Origin of the sequence: Pantoea cypripedii (genome assembly GCF_011395035.1) — a bacterium.
Lineage (GTDB): Bacteria > Pseudomonadota > Gammaproteobacteria > Enterobacterales > Enterobacteriaceae > Pantoea > Pantoea cypripedii_A.
Window position 1 is genome coordinate 2,767,842 of the sequence record NZ_CP024768.1, and the last position, 17,164, is coordinate 2,785,005.

Genomic DNA, 17,164 nt, shown 5'->3' on the forward strand with positions numbered 1-17,164 from the left:
GCACTGGCGATTGGCTTCATCGCCTGCGTTATTCTCATGGCTAACTTGGGGTTACTGAAATGACAATGCAGCTACTGAATGAGTTGGTTGAGTATGTGAATGGGCTGAGGGTACTGGTTGAAAGCGAGATTGCTGATTTCTGCGCGGGACTTGGTTCACCGGGCGAACCGGAATCGCCGGAAGAAATGCAGCGGCAATTGATGGATAGAGTGGCGGCTGTGTTTGATGGCAATCATATTCCTGACGCAGGGAAAATGACCGGATGGGTTAAGTGTAGTGACCGCTTACCTGACAAGAGCGGCGATTATCTTGTTTTGTGTCACTATCCTAATTTTCATGAAAGGTGTTTTGTTCAGCACGTTATGAACTTTCTGCACACCGCTTATGAAACACCGGTTATGCGCTGGTATGACCGCCAGAGAGCTGACTATATCACTCACTGGCAACTACTCCCGGAGGTACCAGATGATAAGTGATGAGAGGCTGTCATTCATCGACCGCAACCCGGATATGTTTTACCCGGAGCATGTTGAGCTGGCCCGTGAACTTCTGGCGCTGCGGAAGGCGTTTAGTGAGCCTGTATGCTGTATAGAGACACCTGAACTTGATTACCTTGCCAATGGTAATGATGGTCGAGTTTACTGCCCGGAAGCGGAAGAGCATGGCGATATATTTCTCTACCGCAAGCCACCAACTGATGAGATGTGATGATGGGAAAATACACCCTGGTAGTTGAGTTTGAAGATGGAAAGGAACCAGCAATTAACGGCTCATTAGACGTGCTGGGAGGGAGGATTGTAGCTGCGGCTTTTGTGGATTATCGCGATGACTTTTTTACAGAAAATGAAGCTGAAGCCATAGAGGGAATTATGGATGACAGCGACATGGTGGAACAGTGGTGTGATGATATGGGTGTTGATGCAGACGCCATCACTGAAAAAATTCGTCTTCTGAAAATTTAATACCCCTTCCAGATTAACCCAGCCGCTATATGCGGTTTTTTTACGCCTACAGTTCGGAGAAATAATCATGCACGCAGATATGCTTGACGAAGCAGCGGAACGCGAACAACAGATGATTGCCGTAGCTTTGGCTAACCGCAAGCGGCCTGAGATGAAATTCACCGGGCGCTGCTATTACTGCGGTGAGGTGATTCCGAAAGGGAATTTCTGTGACGAAGGATGCTGTCACGATTATGAGCGGCTGGAGCGGGCCAACAGGCATCGGAGGGTGGCATAAATGCTTAAAGTTCGCGACCCAACCTTTACCGAATATCTCAATGGTGTCGCATGGACGGAAGCAGGCAAGCCAATATTGCGCAAGGATGGCTGGTCCATTGAGCGTATTAAGTTTGCTGAACAGGTCTGGAATGACTGTCGGCAGAAGATAAAGCCAAATAAGAATCGGAGAGTGGAATGAGTAGCCCTCTATTACGTGACCTTCAGAATGGATATCTGGATAAGGTTGAGCAAGACAGGGTTCAGGGTGTAATCGAACGTGCTCATAGGCTCTATCATGGCTACATTAGTGCACAAAAGGCATTTAGAGGCCTGGAGGTTGAATACCAAAGCAATGGTATCGCGCACCTTTACTGCGATAAGTGGCCCTTAACAGGAATGACTGGCTTAAGAGCTTTTAAGCAGGTTGGATGGAATTATTACGATCACTATTCCGGGATATTGGGCCTGTATATCACCTCTGTTATTGGTGACAGGTGTTACATAAGGATTGACCTTAAGCACCCTCACATCACTCTGAAATAATCCCCCACCCCATTTAATTATCGCGCTATGCGTGAGGAGTTGTTATGCCAACATATTTCTATAGCGGAAAAGTTTACAGGAATGGTAATGCCGCAAGATTAATTGATGGAATTGTTGATTCTGATAATGCGAGAGAGGCAAGGCTGTCAGCGATTACCACTAATCTTGAGAGAGCCATTGAATTAGAATTGCTCGCCGGTTCAACTTTTGACGTTCATCTTGAACAGTTTCACAAAGTCGAATGACCCATCACCACCTCATCGCCCTGACCTGCTTCATCATCCTTGCCGCCATATGCTTCGTAACCATATGGCGACATAACCGCTAATCATTCACCTTTGTCACTATATGCCTGCATCAGGAGTAAATATGGAGAATGTCATCCAGATAAAGCCCAGCGAATGGGTGTCAGAATCTTTATTGATGGCTATCACCGGAATGAAGAAAAACACCATCAAATCAGCACGGGAAAAATGCTGGATGGAAGGACGGGAGTATAAGCATGTATCTGGTGACGGAGCGCCAGCTTATAACAGCGCATGCTTCTACCGTCTCTCTGCTGTTGAAAAATGGATCGAGAATCAACCTGCTGCCACTCCCCGCGATAAATCTGCTTAAATAGCCTTCCCTATCAACCAATGAGGTCACATATGTCTGGATATCCAACCGGAGTGGAGCGCCATGGGGAGACTCTGCGCATCTGGTTCATCTACCAGGGGAAGCGCGTCAGAGAATCCCTTGGCGTTCCTGATACGCCAAAGAACAGGAAGATGGCAGCAGAACTGAGGGCATCAGTCTGTTACGCCATAAAGACAGGGACATTCGTTTATGAAGAAAGGTTTCCTGAATCGAAGAATGTAACCCATAAGGAGAAAAGCAAAAAGTCTACGACCCTTGAGCAGCTTTGCATGCGTTGGATGGAGCTGAAAAAACCCGATCTGGCAAAATCAACGTTCAAGCGTTACACCAGCGATCTGAATCTCACCATGTATTTTCTTGGGAAAGATACCCTGGCCTCAGCCATCACTAACGAGGATGCGATCGCTTTCAGAAATGAGTTGCTGACTGGATATCACATTGTGCACGAAGGAAGAAAGACGAGGACACAAAAGAAGGGTCGCTCTGTCAGGACAGTAAACGAAGCACTGAACGTGCTGAAGGGAATGTTTATGTTTGCTCATCGCAATGGGTATACCGGAGCGAATCCCTTTGCAGATGTTGGCTACCTCAAAAAGCAGAGGACACAGCCAGATCCCCTTACAAGAGATGAATTTGCAAGACTCATCGGAGGGTGCAGAAATGATCAGGCCAAAAATGTATGGACATTCGCCTGCTTCACGGGGTTGCGTCATGGGGAGATATCTGGCCTGGCATGGGAGGACATAGACACAAAAAACTGGACCGCGTCAGTAGAGAGGAACCTTCCCGTTCGGGGGCACTTTGCATTACCAAAAACGGAGTCAGGGAGAAGGACCATCCAGCTGACCCAGCCAGCAATTGATGCACTTAAGCGCCAGATGCCATTCACCCGTATGAATAAACCAGTGCCGGTTGATGTCCATCTTGGCCCAGGTATAGAGCCACGAAGAGATGACTGTACGTTTGTATTCTCACCGCTCTACTCAACATCAAAGAACCAGGCTGGAGACTGGTACTCTCCAGGCTCCCTTGGAGCTATGTGGAACTTTGCCATGAAACGCGCCGGACTAAGGCATCGGAAAGCATATGAGTCACGACACACCTACGCTTGCTGGGCGTTAAGTTCCGGTGCCAATCCAAGCTTTGTTGCTGTGCAGATGGGTCATGTGTCAGCGAAGATGATTTATGAGGTTTACGGGAAGTGGATGAGCGAGAACAACCAGTCCCAACTCGACATTCTCAACAGCAGTTTCGGCAACTATGCCCCATCCATGCCCCAAAACGTAAGGGTTCCAGGATAATTTCAAGTATGACAGTGAGTTATGGTATCAATGAGTGGTATAGCGAACGTGGCTAAACGAATGGAGCTGCGCTGAGGGGAACGGCATGACCGAGAAAAACGGACCGCACATTAGCGTCAGACCCATTTTTTTAAATTCATCAGGAACATCGACCAGACACATTTCCGTCATCTCATGACGTAACGGAATCAATGCCAGCCCTGAACCATCCAGCAAATAGTTGATTCGTGAATAGGTGCAGTTGAACACATGGTCTGCATAAACCGTCTCCGATTGCCCGGATATAGAGGTAAAAACCTCCAGTCCTTCACCATATTCCCGGACTTTCTCCACCACCGCGTTGGTAACGATACGTACATTAGCCGCCGACAGTCGCTCAATCATGAGGTCACGTAGCTTGTGGGAATCAAATGCATATTCCCGGGTGGTGAACACCGAATCAATCAGTGTCGGATTCATCAGACGTTTTACTGAGGCAGGTGCCTCGTCACATTCGGCACCAATACGCTGACAGAAACGCAGAAATTGATCGCCAGTGACTTTGCTTAACGACCCGGCAACCAGATAATACTTGGCAAAATCATCATCGATGCAGTCGCGGAATTCATTAACGAAACGCGGAAAAGAGAGACGCGATCGTAAAGCAGTAAGAATACTTCGAGGGTAATGATAGCCATTATGCACGCGCGCCTGGTTAACATATGACGCTCGTGACATTAGCTGTTGGCTTTTCTCAAAAATAGTGACCTGACAACCCTTTAACGCCAGCTGTTCCGCCAGATATAAGCCGAAAAAACCACCGCCAGCGATAACAATATTTTTCGCCGGGCCAGCCTTATTTTTTGAGGCCTGTTGCATATGTGATCCCCAAACCTGACAAACCATTCTTAGGCAATGTCTGATACTTTTTTTGTGTCAGGAATGATACTGACTTTGGAATTAAAAGGAAACGAAAAGGAAAAGTTAAGATTGCGTTAGATCAGGTTCCAGGAGGAAACAGATGTTTCTCATGCCACACACTGAAGATTCGGTGGTAAAAGGTAGATAAAGGCAGTGAAAAAAAGTGACTTAACACAAACACATAGTCATTGGATTACTCCAGCCATACTCAAAGCCCAGCTCATCGCAAATCGCACTGTCATCATGTTTTTTCCGACATTTCCCGGAGCTCGGCAACAGACGTAGGCGGTATCGGAGCAAGTTGAAGTGCACCATGGGGTAAAACTTACTGCATGTTGGATGTTTAGGCGCGCAAGGGTTTTAAACGCGCCCACCTTTCGGCGTCAGCAGCAGCAATGCGATAGCTCCCACCACATCATCCAGATGTACCACATGCGAGCCATCACTTGAATCGGTTTTCCTGACAGGAAATTGTCCGGTGTGACGGTTTGGTCCAACTGGCACGGCAAGGCGCACGATGTCCTCGCTGCTACCCGGCAAATCATGTAGCAGTTCTCCAGCGCCACCAGCATTTTACCGGCCACGGTTGCTGGCCGTAATGGCTGTGTTGTTTCATCATCCCCGCACCAAAACCATACACCAGGGTGAAATGATAACCTGCATTAACAATCCCTTGATTCAGTTGCAGCCAAGTGTAAGGATCGGCTCCTCACTTGCTACAGAACATTGCCATGCTGAAACTCTTTGCAAGATACACATCGGTAGGTGTGATCAACACGTTAATACACTGGATCACCTTCGCCATCTGCGTCGAACGGGGTCTCCAGCAATCATTGTCCAACTTCATTGCATTTCTCGTTGCTGTAACCTTCTCATTTTTCGCTAATGCCAAATGGACGTTCGGCTCAAATGCGACCACCATTCGCTACATCATGTATGTGTTCTTCATGGGAATGGTAGCGGTGATGATAGGTTCATATGCTGACAGAATGAAAATTAGCCCAGTGGTGACGCTGGTTGTCTTCTCAGCCACCAGCCTAGTATGTGGATTTATCTATTCTAAATACATTATTTTCAGGGAAGATAAATGAAAATATCTCTTGTTGTTCCTGTTCTTAATGAAGAGGAAGCACTGCCTGTTTTTTACGCTGCCATCCGCAATTTTCAGGGATTTGGCGATAATGATGTTGAAATAATTTTTATCAATGATGGAAGCACCGATAATACCGAGTCATTAATTCAGCAAATTGAAAAGACCGATCCCCTCGTTAAACATATTTGCTTTACACGTAACTTTGGTAAAGAACCCGCATTATTTGCCGGACTTGAATCATCAACCGGTGACGTGGTTATTCCTATCGATGTGGATTTGCAGGATCCCATCGATGTCATCCCTCGTCTTATCGCCAGGTGGAAAGAAGGGGCTGACGTCGTTCTGGCAAAACGTATTGATCGTTCGTCCGATAGTCACCTGAAGCGCAAAAGTGCTGAATACTTTTATAAATTTCACAACTTGATCAGCAAGCCGCAGATTGAAGAGAATGTGGGTGACTTCCGCCTTATGTCTCGTGAAATCGTTGATAATATAAAACTTCTTCCTGAGAAAAATTTGTTCATGAAAGGCATTCTTTCATGGGTCGGTGGTCGTACTGCCGTCGTGGAATACAACCGTGCCGAGCGAGTTGCAGGTTTGACAAAGTTTAATGGCTGGAAGTTATGGAATCTGGCGCTTGAAGGCATTACGTCGTTCTCCACTTTCCCTTTACGTGTGTGGACATATATTGGCTTTTTCGTCGCCGGGCTCTCATTCCTGTATGGTATATGGATGATTATTGACAAGCTGATTTGGGGCAACCCGGTAGCGGGTTATCCATCAATCCTCGTGTCAATTTTGTTTCTTGGTGGCATTCAGTTAATTGGTATTGGTGTACTGGGTGAGTACATCGGAAGAATTTATGTCGAGGCTAAACAAAGACCGAGATATATTATTAGAAATAAAGATAAAAAATCATGAAAATATTTTCACGTGTCACACGCTGAAAAATCGGCGGCGACACGTGAAGGGGAACGTGAAATAAAGTGACTTAACCCAAAGGCATCGTCATGGGATCACTCCAGCTATATTCGAAACCCAGCTCATCGCAAATCGCCCTGCCGTCGATGCTTTTTCCGACGTTGCCCAGTGGCTCGGCAACAAATGTCGGCGCTGTCAGCCCAAGCTGGCGTGCCACCGTGGGATAAAACTCACTGCGTGCAGGATGTTTTGGTGCGCACAAGTTATAAACGCGCCCGCCTTTCGGCGTCTGCAACAGCAATACGATGGCTTCCACCACATCATCCAGATGCACCAGATTCACCACATGCGATCCATCACTTAAATCCGTTTTCCCGGCGAGAAAACGGCCGGGGTGACGGTTTGGCCCCACCAGCCCGGCAAGACGCACAATATCCACGCTGGTGCCCGGCAGATCGTGCAGCCAGTTTTCCAGCGCCACCAGCGTCTTACCGGCTACCGTTTCTGGCCGTAACGGGCTGCGTTCTTTCATCACTCCCGGACCCGGGCCATACACCGATGTCGAACTGGTGAAGATAATCCGCGGGACTTTATAGGCCAGCGCCGTGTCCACCACGTTTTGCACCGCCTGCATATAGTCTTCGCCGCCCTGCACCGTGCGACTGGCGGGTAAAGTCACCACCAATGCATCCACCGACAGTAGCGTATTCAGATCATCAGCTTCGCACTCAAGTTCCGGCGTCAGCACCAGCTGACACGCCTCAATACCGCAACGACGGGCCGCATCCACCCCATCCGGCGAGGTTTTGCTGCCCGTCACCTGCCAGCCGCGTGCCGTTAGCGCCATCGCCAGCGGCATGCCCAGCCATCCCAGCCCTACAATCGCGACCTTTTTCATATCGACTCCTGGCTTCGCTACTCAAAGACATTTCATCTTAGTGCTGTCGTCTGTGTCAGACCAGCGCTAACTGTTTCGGGGGATTCCGGAAACTGACGTTAAAAAATTCTTGCCAGCCGACGTTATCTTCGTTAGGTTAATCAGCACGCAAATGAATACCCATTCAGCAACGGAATTTTTTATGACACGCGTTCAGTTCAACCACCATCATCACCATCATCCTGACTAGTCTTTCAGGCGATGTGTGCTGGAAGACATTTAAGATCTTCCAGTGGTGTGAGCGCAAAGAGAGCCCCCGGAAGATCATCTTCCGGGGGTTTTTTTATGGGCTGACGCAACCCAACTGAGTTCAGACAGGATTGAATAAGAGGACAGGAACCATGTTAGATAACACCCGTTTACGCATAGCTATGCAGAAATCTGGCCGTTTGAGTGATGAATCACGCGAACTGCTGGCGCGCTGCGGCATCAAAATTAACCTTCAGCAGCAGCGTTTGATTGCGTTTGCGGAGAACATGGCCATCGATATCCTGCGTGTGCGCGATGACGATATCCCAGGCCTGGTGATGGATGGCGTGGTGGATCTCGGTATCGTGGGCGAAAACGTGCTGGAAGAAGAGTTGCTGACGCGCCGTGCCCAGGGAGAAGACCCACGTTACTTTACCCTGCGTCGCCTCGATTTCGGTGGTTGCCGCCTGTCGCTGGCGATGCCGGTTGATGCCGAGTACACCGGCCCGCAATGCCTTGATAAGTCACGTATCGCCACCTCCTACCCTCACCTGCTGAAAAAGTACCTCGATAAACAAGGCGTCGCTTTCAAATCCTGCCTGCTGAATGGTTCTGTCGAAGTGGCACCGCGTGCCGGTCTGGCTGATGCAATCTGTGACCTGGTATCTACCGGTGCCACGCTGGAAGCGAATGGTCTGCGCGAAGTTGAAGTCATTTACCGCTCTAAAGCGGTGCTGATTCAGCGCGACGGCGAACTGAGCGGCGCCAAGCAGGAGCTGGTCGATAAACTGATGACGCGTATTCAGGGTGTGATCAAAGCACGCGAATCTAAGTACATCATGCTGCACGCGCCGAGTGAGCGTCTGGAAGAAGTGATTGCCCTGCTGCCGGGTGCAGAACGTCCAACCGTACTGCCGCTGGCGGGTGAAGTGAGCCGCGTGGCGATGCACATGGTGAGCAGCGAAACGCTGTTCTGGGAAACCATGGAAAAACTGAAATCCCTGGGTGCCAGCTCAATTCTGGTGCTGCCGATTGAAAAAATGCTGGAGTGACCGAATGAGCACCCTGATGACCCCCATTGAGTGGCAGCAATGCAGCAGCGAACAACAGCAGGCGCTGTTAATGCGTCCGGCGATTTCCGCCTCTGACAGCATCAGCCAGGTGGTACGTGATGTGCTGGCACAGGTAAGAGAAAACGGTGATGACGCACTACGTGAATTCAGTGCGCGCTTCGATAAAACGCAGGTGGAGAACCTGCGTGTCACCGCAGAACAAATGCAGGCAGCCAGTGCGCGTCTCAGCGACACCCTGAAGCAGGCAATGGCTGTGGCGGTGGGCAATATCGAAACCTTCCACAACGCGCAGCAGCTGCCAGCGGTAGACGTGGAAACACAACCCGGCGTACGTTGCCAGCAAATCACCCGCCCGGTGCAATCGGTTGGCCTGTATATTCCAGGCGGCTCTGCCCCCTTGTTCTCGACGGTGTTAATGCTGGCAACCCCGGCACGCATCGCCGGTTGTGGCCGCGTGGTGTTGTGTTCTCCACCGCCGATTGCCGATGAGATCCTGTATGCCGCACAGCTGTGTGGCGTGAAAGAAGTGTTCCAGGTCGGCGGCGCTCAAGCCATCGCCGCGCTCGCCTTTGGCACCGCCACCGTGCCGAAAGTGGACAAAATTTTTGGCCCAGGCAACGCGTATGTTACCGAAGCCAAACGCCAGGTGAGTCAGCGTCTCGATGGCGCAGCCATTGATATGCCTGCTGGTCCCTCTGAGGTGCTGGTGATTGCCGATGCGGGTGCAACCCCGGCATTTGTCGCTTCCGATTTGTTGTCTCAGGCCGAGCACGGCCCGGATTCGCAGGTCATTCTGCTGACGCCTTCGCTGGAGCTGGCCAACGGCGTTGCTGCTGCGGTGGAAGAACAGCTGGCACGCTTACCGCGTGCGGCCACGGCGCGCCAGGCGCTGGCGAGCAGCCGTCTGATTGTGGCTCGCGACCTGGCACAATGTATTGCCATCTCCAACCAGTACGGCCCGGAGCACCTGATTATTCAGACCCGCACCCCGCGTGATCTGGTGGATGACATCACCAGCGCCGGTTCGGTCTTCCTTGGCGACTGGTCGCCGGAATCGGCAGGCGACTATGCCTCTGGCACCAACCATGTGCTGCCGACCTATGGCTACACGGCCACCTGTTCCAGCCTGGGACTGGCCGATTTCCAGAAGCGCATGACGGTGCAGGAACTGACGCCGCAGGGCTTCCTCGGCCTTGCCGCCACCATTGAAACCCTGGCCGCCGCTGAACAGCTGGAAGCCCACAAAAATGCCGTTACCCTGCGAGTTGCAGCCCTGAAGGAGCAAGCATGAGCCTGAATGTTGAAGATCTGGCCCGCGCCAATGTGCGCGCGCTGACGCCGTATCAATCAGCCCGTCGTCTGGGGGGGAATGGTGATGTGTGGCTGAATGCCAATGAATTCCCGTTGCCGGTGCCATTTGAACTCTCGCAGCAAACGCTGAACCGTTACCCGGAATGCCAGCCGAAACTGGTGATCGAGCGCTATGCCGCTTACGCCGGTTTGACCCCGGAGCAGGTGCTGGTCAGCCGTGGTGCAGATGAGGGTATCGAGCTGGTGATGCGCGCGTTCTGTGAACCGGGCAAAGACGCGATTCTGTTCTGCCCGCCGACCTATGGCATGTATAGCGTCAGCGCGGAAACCATCGGCATCGAATACCGTACCGTTGCGGCGCTGGATAACTGGCAGCTGAATCTGCCGGCGATTGCTGATCAGCTGGACGGGGTGAAAGTGGTGTATATGTGCAGCCCGAATAACCCCACCGGCAACCTGATCAACCCGGACGATATCCGCGCTCTGCTGGATATGACGGCCGGAAAAGCGCTGGTTGTCGCCGATGAAGCCTATATCGAATTCTGCCCACAGGCGACGCTGGCGGGCTGGCTGAAAGATTATCCACATCTGGTCATCCTGCGTACCCTGTCCAAGGCCTTTGCGCTGGCCGGTCTGCGCTGCGGCTTTACCCTGGCGAATAAGCCGGTGATTGATCTGCTGATGAAAGTGATTGCCCCCTACCCGCTCGCCACGCCAGTGGCCGATGTGGCCGCCCAGGCACTGAGCGATCAGGGTCTGGCACTGATGCGTGAACACGCACTGCAACTGAATGCCAACCGCAGCTGGTTGCTGGAACAGCTGCCGCAGATTGCCTGCGTCGAAGCGGTGTTTCCAAGCGAAACCAACTACATCCTGGCGCGCTTCACCGATTCACCGAAAGTGTTTAAAGCCCTGTGGGATGAAGGCATTATCCTGCGTGACCAAAACAAAAACCCAGGCCTTGCGGGATGTCTGCGCATCTCCATTGGCACCCGTGAAGAATGCGAGCGTTTGATCGCCGCACTGCAAGCCTTACCCGTGGAGCAAGCATGAGTCAGAAGACCCTTTTTATCGACCGCGACGGCACCATCATCTCTGAACCCCCGGTGGATTTTCAGGTGGACCGCATGGAAAAGCTGGCTTTTGAGCCGAACGTGATTCCTGCCCTGCTGGCGCTGCAAAGCGCCGGTTACCAGCTGGTAATGATCACCAATCAGGATGGCCTGGGTACCGAGAGCTTCCCGCAGGCCGATTTTGACGGGCCGCATAATCTGATGATGCAGATCCTGACATCGCAGGGTATTCGCTTCAGCGACATCCTGATTTGCCCGCACAAGCCGGAAGATAACTGCGACTGCCGCAAACCGAAAACGAAGATGGTGGAAGCCTGGCTGGCCGAGGGCGCGCTCGATATCGCTAACAGCTATGTGATCGGCGATCGCCACACCGACATTCAGCTGGCGCAGAATATGGGCATCCAGGGCTTGCGCTACGGGGCGGAAGGCGAAGACTGGAATGCCATCCAGCAACGTCTGACCAAACGTGACCGCTACGCGCTGGTGAATCGCAACACCAAAGAAACGCAGATTAAAGTTGAAGTGTGGCTGGATCGCGAAGGCGGCAGCAAAATCAACACCGGCGTCGGCTTCTTTGATCACATGCTCGACCAGATTGCGGTGCATGGCGGTTTTCGCATGAATATCGATGTCAAAGGCGATTTGTATATCGACGATCACCACACGGTGGAAGATACCGGACTGGCGCTGGGCGAAGCCTTGCTGAAAGCGCTGGGTGACAAACGTGGCATTGGCCGTTTCGGTTTTGTCCTGCCGATGGATGAATGCCTGGCGCGTTGTGCGCTGGATATTTCCGGTCGTCCACACCTCGAATACAAAGCCGAATTCAGTTATCAGCGCGTGGGCGATCTCAGCACTGAGATGGTCGAGCACTTCTTCGGTTCGCTCTCCTACGCCATGATGAGCACGCTGCACCTGAAAACCAAAGGCCGCAACGATCACCACCGTGTGGAAAGCCTGTTCAAAGCCTTTGGCCGCACGCTGCGCCAGGCGATCCGCGTGGACGGTAACACCCTGCCGAGCTCGAAAGGAGTGCTGTGATGAACGTGGTGATTCTCGACACCGGCTGCGCCAACCTGTCGTCGGTAAAGTGGGCGGTTGAACGCCTCGGCTATACCCCGGAAGTCAGCCGTGACCCGGATGTGGTACTGCGTGCCGATAAACTCTTTCTGCCGGGCGTCGGCACCGCGCAGGCGGCCATGAACCAGCTGGAAGAACGTGATCTGATCGAGCTGATCAAAGCCTGTACCCAGCCGGTACTGGGCATTTGCCTCGGTATGCAGCTGCTGGGACGCGGCAGCGATGAGAATGGCGGCATCACCACCCTCGGCATTCTCGATCAGCCAGTCTCGCTGATGGATACCAAAGGCTTACCGCTGCCGCATATGGGCTGGAACCAGATCACCTCGCAGGCCGGGAATCACCTGTTCCGCGGCATTGATGATGGTAGCTATTTCTATTTTGTGCATAGCTACGCCATGCCGGTAAATGCTAACACCATTGCCCAGTGCGAATATGGCCTGCCGTTCACTGCCGCATTGCAGAAAGATAACTTCTTTGGTGTGCAGTTCCACCCGGAGCGTTCTGGCAAAGCAGGCGCGCAGCTGCTGAAAAATTTCCTGGAGATGTGATGATTATTCCGGCTTTAGATTTAATCGACGGCAAAGTCGTGCGCCTGCATCAGGGTGACTACGGTCAGCAACGTGATTACGGCAGCGATCCGCTGCCACGCCTGCAGGATTACGAACGCCAGGGCGCGCAGGTACTGCATCTGGTGGATTTGACCGGGGCAAAAGATCCGGCCAAACGCCAGATCCCATTGTTGCAAACTCTGCTACGCGGCGTGAGCGTGCCGGTGCAGGTCGGCGGGGGGATTCGTAACCGTGAAGATGTTGCCGCGCTGCTGGCTGCGGGTGCCAGCCGTGTAGTAGTAGGCTCCACCGCAGTGAAACAACCGGAAGAGGTAAAAAGCTGGTTCCGCGAGTTTGGTGCGGATGCCATTGTACTGGCGCTGGATGTGCGCATTGATGCTGATAATCGCAAAGAAGTGGCAATCAGCGGCTGGCAGGAAGCGGCTGGTGTCACACTGGAAGAAGTGATTGGCTGGTTCCAGCCGGTGGGGCTGAAACATGTACTGTGCACCGATATCTCACGCGACGGCACCCTGAGCGGCTCCAACGTCGCCCTGTATCAGGAAGTGTCTGCCGCATTCCCGGACATCGCATTCCAGTCTTCCGGCGGCATCGGTTCGCTGGATGATATCGCAGCGCTGCGCGGCAGCGGTGCACAAGGCGTGATCGTCGGTCGTGCACTACTGGAAGATAAATTTACGGTTTCGGAGGCTATTGCATGCTGGCAAAACGGATAATTCCCTGTCTTGATGTGCGTGATGGACAGGTGGTGAAAGGGGTTCAGTTCCGTAACCATGAAATCATCGGTGACATCGTACCGCTGGCGCAACGTTATGCGCAGGAAGGTGCTGATGAGCTGGTGTTCTACGATATCACCGCCTCTTCGGATGGCCGTGTGGTGGACAAAAGCTGGGTGTCACGCGTGGCGGAAGTGATCGATATTCCGTTCTGTGTGGCTGGCGGGATCAAAAGTGCCGAAGATGCCGCACGCATTTTGCAGTTTGGTGCCGATAAAATCTCCATCAACTCACCGGCGCTGGCCGATCCTTCACTGATTACCCGTCTGGCGGATCGCTTTGGCGTGCAGTGCATCGTAGTCGGTATCGATACCTGGTTCGACGAGGCTACCGGCAAATATCACGTTAATCAGTACACCGGCGATGAGTCCCGTACCCGTGTGACCCAGTGGGAAACGCTGGACTGGGTGCAGGAAGTGCAGAAGCTGGGCGCTGGTGAAATCGTCCTGAATATGATGAACCAGGATGGCGTGCGTAACGGGTACGATTTGGTACAGCTGAAGAAAGTGCGGGATGTCTGTAAGGTGCCGTTGATTGCTTCCGGTGGCGCAGGCACCATGGCACACTTCCTTGAAGCCTTTGAACAGGCTAACGTCGATGGCGCGCTGGCGGCTTCGGTGTTTCATAAACAGATTATTAATATCGGTGAGCTGAAAAGCTTCCTGATTGACAACGGTGTGGAGATTCGCGCGTGTTAACTGCAGAACAACTGGCCAACCTGGATTGGGTCAAAACCGCAGGCATGATGCCTGCTATCGTCCAGCATAGCGTCTCTGGCGAAGTGCTGATGCACGGTTATATGAATGAGGAAGCATTGCAGAAAACCCTCGCGGACGGCAATGTCACCTTTTTCTCGCGCACCAAAAATCGCCTGTGGACCAAAGGCGAAACCTCGGGTCATTTCCTGAAAGTGGTCAGCATTACGCCGGACTGCGACAACGACACCTTACTGGTACTGGCAAACCCGATTGGTCCCACCTGCCATCTCGGTACGTCGAGCTGCTTCTCCCCGGCAGCACCGGACTGGACTTTCCTGTATCAGCTGGAGCAACTGCTGGCCGAGCGTAAAAGCGCCGATCCCGCCAGTTCGTATACCGCCAAGCTGTATGCCAGCGGCACCAAGCGCATCGCACAGAAAGTGGGTGAAGAAGGTGTTGAAACCGCCCTCGCCGCCACAGTTAACGATCGCTTCGAACTGACCAATGAAGCTTCAGATTTGATCTACCATCTGCTGGTGTTGTTGCAGGATCAGGATCTTGATCTAAGCGCCATCATCAATAATCTGCGTGCACGCCATAAATAACCGATTGTGCACTATGCTGCTCAAAATCGTCGTTCATGGCTAATTTTGAGCAGCATGCTTCTCAAAAAAAACAAATCCAGCTAATATTGAGCAATATACTGCTCAAGTGAGGTCGGGTATGTTAACTCTCCAATTATTCATTGATGGTCGCTGGCAGGATGCAGCTCTGCTGGACGTGAAAGAGCCGCGCAAGGGCCGGGAGAGTGCCGCTTTGCTCGCGTATGACTTCGACTACGCTTCACAGTATCTGGATCGTAATGACCTCGCCAGCTGCAGTCTGAATAATGCCGTGATGCTGATTGGCAGCCACTTTTCCCAGCCATGGTTCGGTTTTATTGACGATATCATGCCAGCGGGTGCCAGCCGACGTTACTGGGTAGCACAACTGGGTCTGCAATCTAAATCTCCTGCAGAACAAGACTACGCATTACTGAAAGCGGGCACCATTGCGCCAATTGGTAATCTGAGAGTCAAAGAATCTTTGCCTCAACTCCCTGAGGAAAGTCAGTTGAAAACCCGCCGCTTTCCGGCGGAATGGGCAATTGAACGTGATACGGATTTCCTCGAATACGCTCAGCAGATGGGAGCCGCCAGTGGTGGAGCAACCGGGGCGGGAGGTGAAGCACCAAAATTACTGTTGCGCCGTACAGAAAACAGCGAAGTATGGATCGACACCTGGCAAGATGATTTACACATTCAGGATACGCATTATCTGGTGAAGTATCCGCGCGGTTCTCGCAGTGAGATAGATTGCGATATTCTGCGCGCTGAATACCATTTCTATCATGAGATACATTCCCTCGGTATAAACACTATCAGCACCAGCAAAATGCTGTTGTGTGAAGGTGAACGCTATCCATCCTTGTGGCTGCCTCGCTTTGATGTGGACTTTATTGCAGGAAAAAAAGTGTTGTTCGGGCTTGAGTCAGTCTATTCCATTATGGAAAAGTCCCCTGGCAGCTATCTGAATCATTTTGACGTGATTCGTACCTTGATTGAAAAACTGCAGCTCACTGATACAGAACGTAAGCATCTGGTTATTGAATGGGTGCAACGGGATATGCTCAACATTGCTTTCGGCAATTCTGATAACCATGGGCGTAACAGCGCGATTATAAAGAAACCAGACGGCATGTGGCTGGCGCCGGTATATGACTTTGCGCCAATGAAAGCCGATCCGGAAGGTGTGGTGCGTACGACCCAATGGGGATCGCCGTATGAAGAAGGGGGCCATTTTCAATGGCATTTGATTGCCGCACAGTTGAACGAATTAATACCGCAACAGGAACTTCTGCAGGCAATGAGAATGCTGGCTGAAAGTTTACGCGGACTGAAAACACGACTGGCTGCACGCGGTGTACCTGCTTCAATTCTGGAAATGCCGGGGATTGGTTTTAATTTCCTTGATCAACGCATTGCTGGATGGCAACTATGAAAAAAAACATTTCCCCATTCGAACGTGAAGCCATGCTACTTGATCTGTTACAGAAGTTTATCGAGGAGCAGATGACTCAGGGAGAATTACTGATGCAACTGCGCAAGAAAGTCCTTGGTTTCTCGCAGGAACGCTATGCCGCACTGGCTGGCATCAGTCGCCGTACACTCTCTGATGTTGAACTGAATAAAGAGAGCATCACTCTCACCACCTTAAGCCGCGCATTTAAGCCATTAGGGTTAAAGGTTGGTGTATTACCGCGCCAGCCTCATATGATGCAGACCCTCCTCACCCACCTCGCTCGTCACGGAGAAGACCATGACCACCCATGAAAAACTACTGGCGCTGCTCGATCAACACCATGCGCGATATAACGTGATGACACATGTTGCCACCGGCAAATGTGAGGCCGTAGCGGCGATTCGCGGAACGGAAGTCGGCCAGGGTGCGAAAGCGCTGGTATGTCATGTGAAAGGCAATGGTATCAAACAGCATGTCCTGGCAGTGCTGCCCGCCGATCAACAGGCGGATTTAAGCAAAGTGGCCGAAGCGGTGGGTGGACGACGCGCCTCACTCGCCAGCCCGGCTGAAGTCGATGCGCTGACGGGTTGTGTCTTTGGTGCCATTCCCCCGTTCAGCTTTCATCCGGATTTGTTGGTGGTGGTCGATCCGCTGCTGTTCGAACGCTACGACGAAATCGCCTTTAATGCGGGTCTGCTGGAGAAATCAGTGGTGTTAAAAACCGCCGACTATCGCGCTATTTGCGGTGGGAACGTGGCGCGTTTAACGGCTTAG

At 52.1% G+C, this 17,164-nt stretch carries 25 protein-coding genes and 1 other annotated feature; of the genes, 22 read left to right on the forward strand and 3 right to left on the reverse strand.

What is annotated here, in order from left to right; translation table 11 throughout:
* The first annotated feature begins 65 nt into the window (after positions 1-65).
* From CUN67_RS12965 to CUN67_RS13000, 8 genes are all read left to right on the forward strand, one after another.
* Positions 66-476 carry a DUF551 domain-containing protein gene (locus tag CUN67_RS12965; RefSeq protein WP_254711348.1) on the forward strand — a complete coding sequence of 137 codons (411 nt, stop codon included), beginning with the start codon at positions 66-68 and terminating at the stop codon, positions 474-476.
* Entirely contained in the window at positions 466-708 is a 243-nt protein-coding gene (locus tag CUN67_RS12970) for a hypothetical protein (RefSeq protein ID WP_208715748.1), read from the forward strand. Before CUN67_RS12965 ends, CUN67_RS12970 begins: the two co-directional genes overlap by 11 nt.
* Positions 708-962, forward strand: a complete 255-nt coding sequence (locus CUN67_RS12975; RefSeq protein WP_208715749.1) for a hypothetical protein — start codon at positions 708-710, stop codon at positions 960-962. The genes CUN67_RS12970 and CUN67_RS12975 overlap by 1 nt, the downstream gene beginning before the upstream one ends.
* Positions 963-1,041: 79 nt before the next feature.
* Positions 1,042-1,239: a hypothetical protein gene (locus CUN67_RS12980; protein ID WP_208715750.1), complete on the forward strand. Its 198-nt coding sequence runs from the start codon at positions 1,042-1,044 to the stop codon at positions 1,237-1,239.
* Entirely contained in the window at positions 1,240-1,419 is a 180-nt protein-coding gene (locus CUN67_RS12985; protein WP_208715751.1) for a hypothetical protein, read from the forward strand.
* A gap of 388 nt (positions 1,420-1,807) precedes the next feature.
* A complete protein-coding gene (locus CUN67_RS12990) occupies positions 1,808-2,008 on the forward strand; it encodes a hypothetical protein (RefSeq protein ID WP_208715752.1) in 201 nt (66 codons plus the stop codon).
* A gap of 124 nt (positions 2,009-2,132) precedes the next feature.
* Positions 2,133-2,381, forward strand: a complete 249-nt coding sequence (gene xisR / locus CUN67_RS12995; RefSeq protein ID WP_208715753.1) for an excisionase family protein — start codon at positions 2,133-2,135, stop codon at positions 2,379-2,381.
* A gap of 32 nt (positions 2,382-2,413) precedes the next feature.
* Positions 2,414-3,703: a site-specific integrase gene (locus tag CUN67_RS13000; protein ID WP_208715754.1), complete on the forward strand. Its 1,290-nt coding sequence runs from the start codon at positions 2,414-2,416 to the stop codon at positions 3,701-3,703.
* A gap of 27 nt (positions 3,704-3,730) precedes the next feature.
* On the opposite strand, the gene CUN67_RS13005 is transcribed toward CUN67_RS13000, so the two are convergent.
* Both CUN67_RS13005 and CUN67_RS13010 read right to left on the reverse strand, forming a co-directional pair.
* Positions 3,731-4,561, reverse strand: coding sequence for an FAD-dependent oxidoreductase (locus CUN67_RS13005; RefSeq protein ID WP_254711349.1), 831 nt, complete (start codon positions 4,559-4,561; stop codon positions 3,731-3,733).
* Between the two features lie 402 nt (positions 4,562-4,963).
* The gene (locus CUN67_RS13010; protein ID WP_208715755.1) at positions 4,964-5,107 is read right to left on the reverse strand and encodes a hypothetical protein; all 144 of its coding nucleotides are present in this window, start codon (positions 5,105-5,107) and stop codon (positions 4,964-4,966) included.
* 227 nt (positions 5,108-5,334) lie between these two features.
* Between CUN67_RS13010 and CUN67_RS13015 the strand changes: the two genes are divergently transcribed.
* Together CUN67_RS13015 and CUN67_RS13020 are read left to right on the forward strand one after the other, a co-directional pair.
* A complete protein-coding gene (locus CUN67_RS13015; protein WP_208715756.1) occupies positions 5,335-5,694 on the forward strand; it encodes a GtrA family protein in 360 nt (119 codons plus the stop codon).
* Entirely contained in the window at positions 5,691-6,617 is a 927-nt protein-coding gene (locus tag CUN67_RS13020) for a glycosyltransferase family 2 protein (protein ID WP_208715757.1), read from the forward strand. The genes CUN67_RS13015 and CUN67_RS13020 overlap by 4 nt, the downstream gene beginning before the upstream one ends.
* A 70-nt stretch (positions 6,618-6,687) precedes the next feature.
* Here CUN67_RS13020 and CUN67_RS13025 read toward each other — a convergent pair whose 3' ends face one another.
* The gene (locus CUN67_RS13025) at positions 6,688-7,515 is read right to left on the reverse strand and encodes an SDR family oxidoreductase (protein WP_208715758.1); all 828 of its coding nucleotides are present in this window, start codon (positions 7,513-7,515) and stop codon (positions 6,688-6,690) included.
* A 181-nt stretch (positions 7,516-7,696) separates the two neighbouring features.
* On the opposite strand from CUN67_RS13025, the gene hisL reads away from it, so the two are divergent.
* The 12 genes from hisL to CUN67_RS13085 all read left to right on the forward strand — a co-directional run bounded on the left by hisL (position 7,697) and on the right by CUN67_RS13085 (position 17,164).
* Positions 7,697-7,744, forward strand: a complete 48-nt coding sequence (gene hisL, locus CUN67_RS13030) for a his operon leader peptide (protein WP_100396937.1) — start codon at positions 7,697-7,699, stop codon at positions 7,742-7,744.
* Positions 7,720-7,841: a sequence feature (His leader region), on the forward strand. Its footprint overlaps the gene before it by 25 nt.
* A 54-nt stretch (positions 7,842-7,895) precedes the next feature.
* Positions 7,896-8,795 carry an ATP phosphoribosyltransferase gene (gene hisG, locus CUN67_RS13035; RefSeq protein WP_084875970.1) on the forward strand — a complete coding sequence of 300 codons (900 nt, stop codon included), beginning with the start codon at positions 7,896-7,898 and terminating at the stop codon, positions 8,793-8,795.
* 4 nt (positions 8,796-8,799) lie between these two features.
* Entirely contained in the window at positions 8,800-10,107 is a 1,308-nt protein-coding gene (gene hisD / locus CUN67_RS13040) for a histidinol dehydrogenase (protein ID WP_208715759.1), read from the forward strand.
* A complete protein-coding gene (gene hisC / locus CUN67_RS13045; RefSeq protein ID WP_208715760.1) occupies positions 10,104-11,180 on the forward strand; it encodes a histidinol-phosphate transaminase in 1,077 nt (358 codons plus the stop codon). The genes hisD and hisC overlap by 4 nt, the downstream gene beginning before the upstream one ends.
* A complete protein-coding gene (gene hisB / locus CUN67_RS13050) occupies positions 11,177-12,244 on the forward strand; it encodes a bifunctional histidinol-phosphatase/imidazoleglycerol-phosphate dehydratase HisB (RefSeq protein WP_084875973.1) in 1,068 nt (355 codons plus the stop codon). Before hisC ends, hisB begins: the two co-directional genes overlap by 4 nt.
* Positions 12,244-12,834 carry an imidazole glycerol phosphate synthase subunit HisH gene (hisH, locus tag CUN67_RS13055; RefSeq protein WP_084875974.1) on the forward strand — a complete coding sequence of 197 codons (591 nt, stop codon included), beginning with the start codon at positions 12,244-12,246 and terminating at the stop codon, positions 12,832-12,834. Before hisB ends, hisH begins: the two co-directional genes overlap by 1 nt.
* Positions 12,834-13,571, forward strand: coding sequence for a 1-(5-phosphoribosyl)-5-[(5-phosphoribosylamino)methylideneamino]imidazole-4-carboxamide isomerase (gene hisA, locus CUN67_RS13060; RefSeq protein WP_208715761.1), 738 nt, complete (start codon positions 12,834-12,836; stop codon positions 13,569-13,571). The genes hisH and hisA overlap by 1 nt, the downstream gene beginning before the upstream one ends.
* Positions 13,553-14,329 (forward strand): imidazole glycerol phosphate synthase subunit HisF, encoded by a 777-nt coding sequence (gene hisF / locus CUN67_RS13065; RefSeq protein WP_208715762.1) that lies wholly within the window; start codon positions 13,553-13,555, stop codon positions 14,327-14,329. Before hisA ends, hisF begins: the two co-directional genes overlap by 19 nt.
* On the forward strand, positions 14,323-14,934 hold the full coding sequence (gene hisIE, locus CUN67_RS13070; protein ID WP_208715763.1) for a bifunctional phosphoribosyl-AMP cyclohydrolase/phosphoribosyl-ATP diphosphatase HisIE: 612 nt from the start codon (positions 14,323-14,325) through the stop codon (positions 14,932-14,934). Before hisF ends, hisIE begins: the two co-directional genes overlap by 7 nt.
* A 118-nt stretch (positions 14,935-15,052) precedes the next feature.
* Complete coding sequence (locus CUN67_RS13075; protein WP_208715764.1) at positions 15,053-16,369, forward strand: type II toxin-antitoxin system HipA family toxin; 1,317 nt, start codon at positions 15,053-15,055, stop codon at positions 16,367-16,369.
* Positions 16,366-16,701 (forward strand): helix-turn-helix domain-containing protein, encoded by a 336-nt coding sequence (locus CUN67_RS13080; RefSeq protein ID WP_208715765.1) that lies wholly within the window; start codon positions 16,366-16,368, stop codon positions 16,699-16,701. The genes CUN67_RS13075 and CUN67_RS13080 overlap by 4 nt, the downstream gene beginning before the upstream one ends.
* The gene (locus CUN67_RS13085) at positions 16,688-17,164 is read left to right on the forward strand and encodes a YbaK/prolyl-tRNA synthetase associated domain-containing protein (protein ID WP_208715766.1); all 477 of its coding nucleotides are present in this window, start codon (positions 16,688-16,690) and stop codon (positions 17,162-17,164) included. Before CUN67_RS13080 ends, CUN67_RS13085 begins: the two co-directional genes overlap by 14 nt.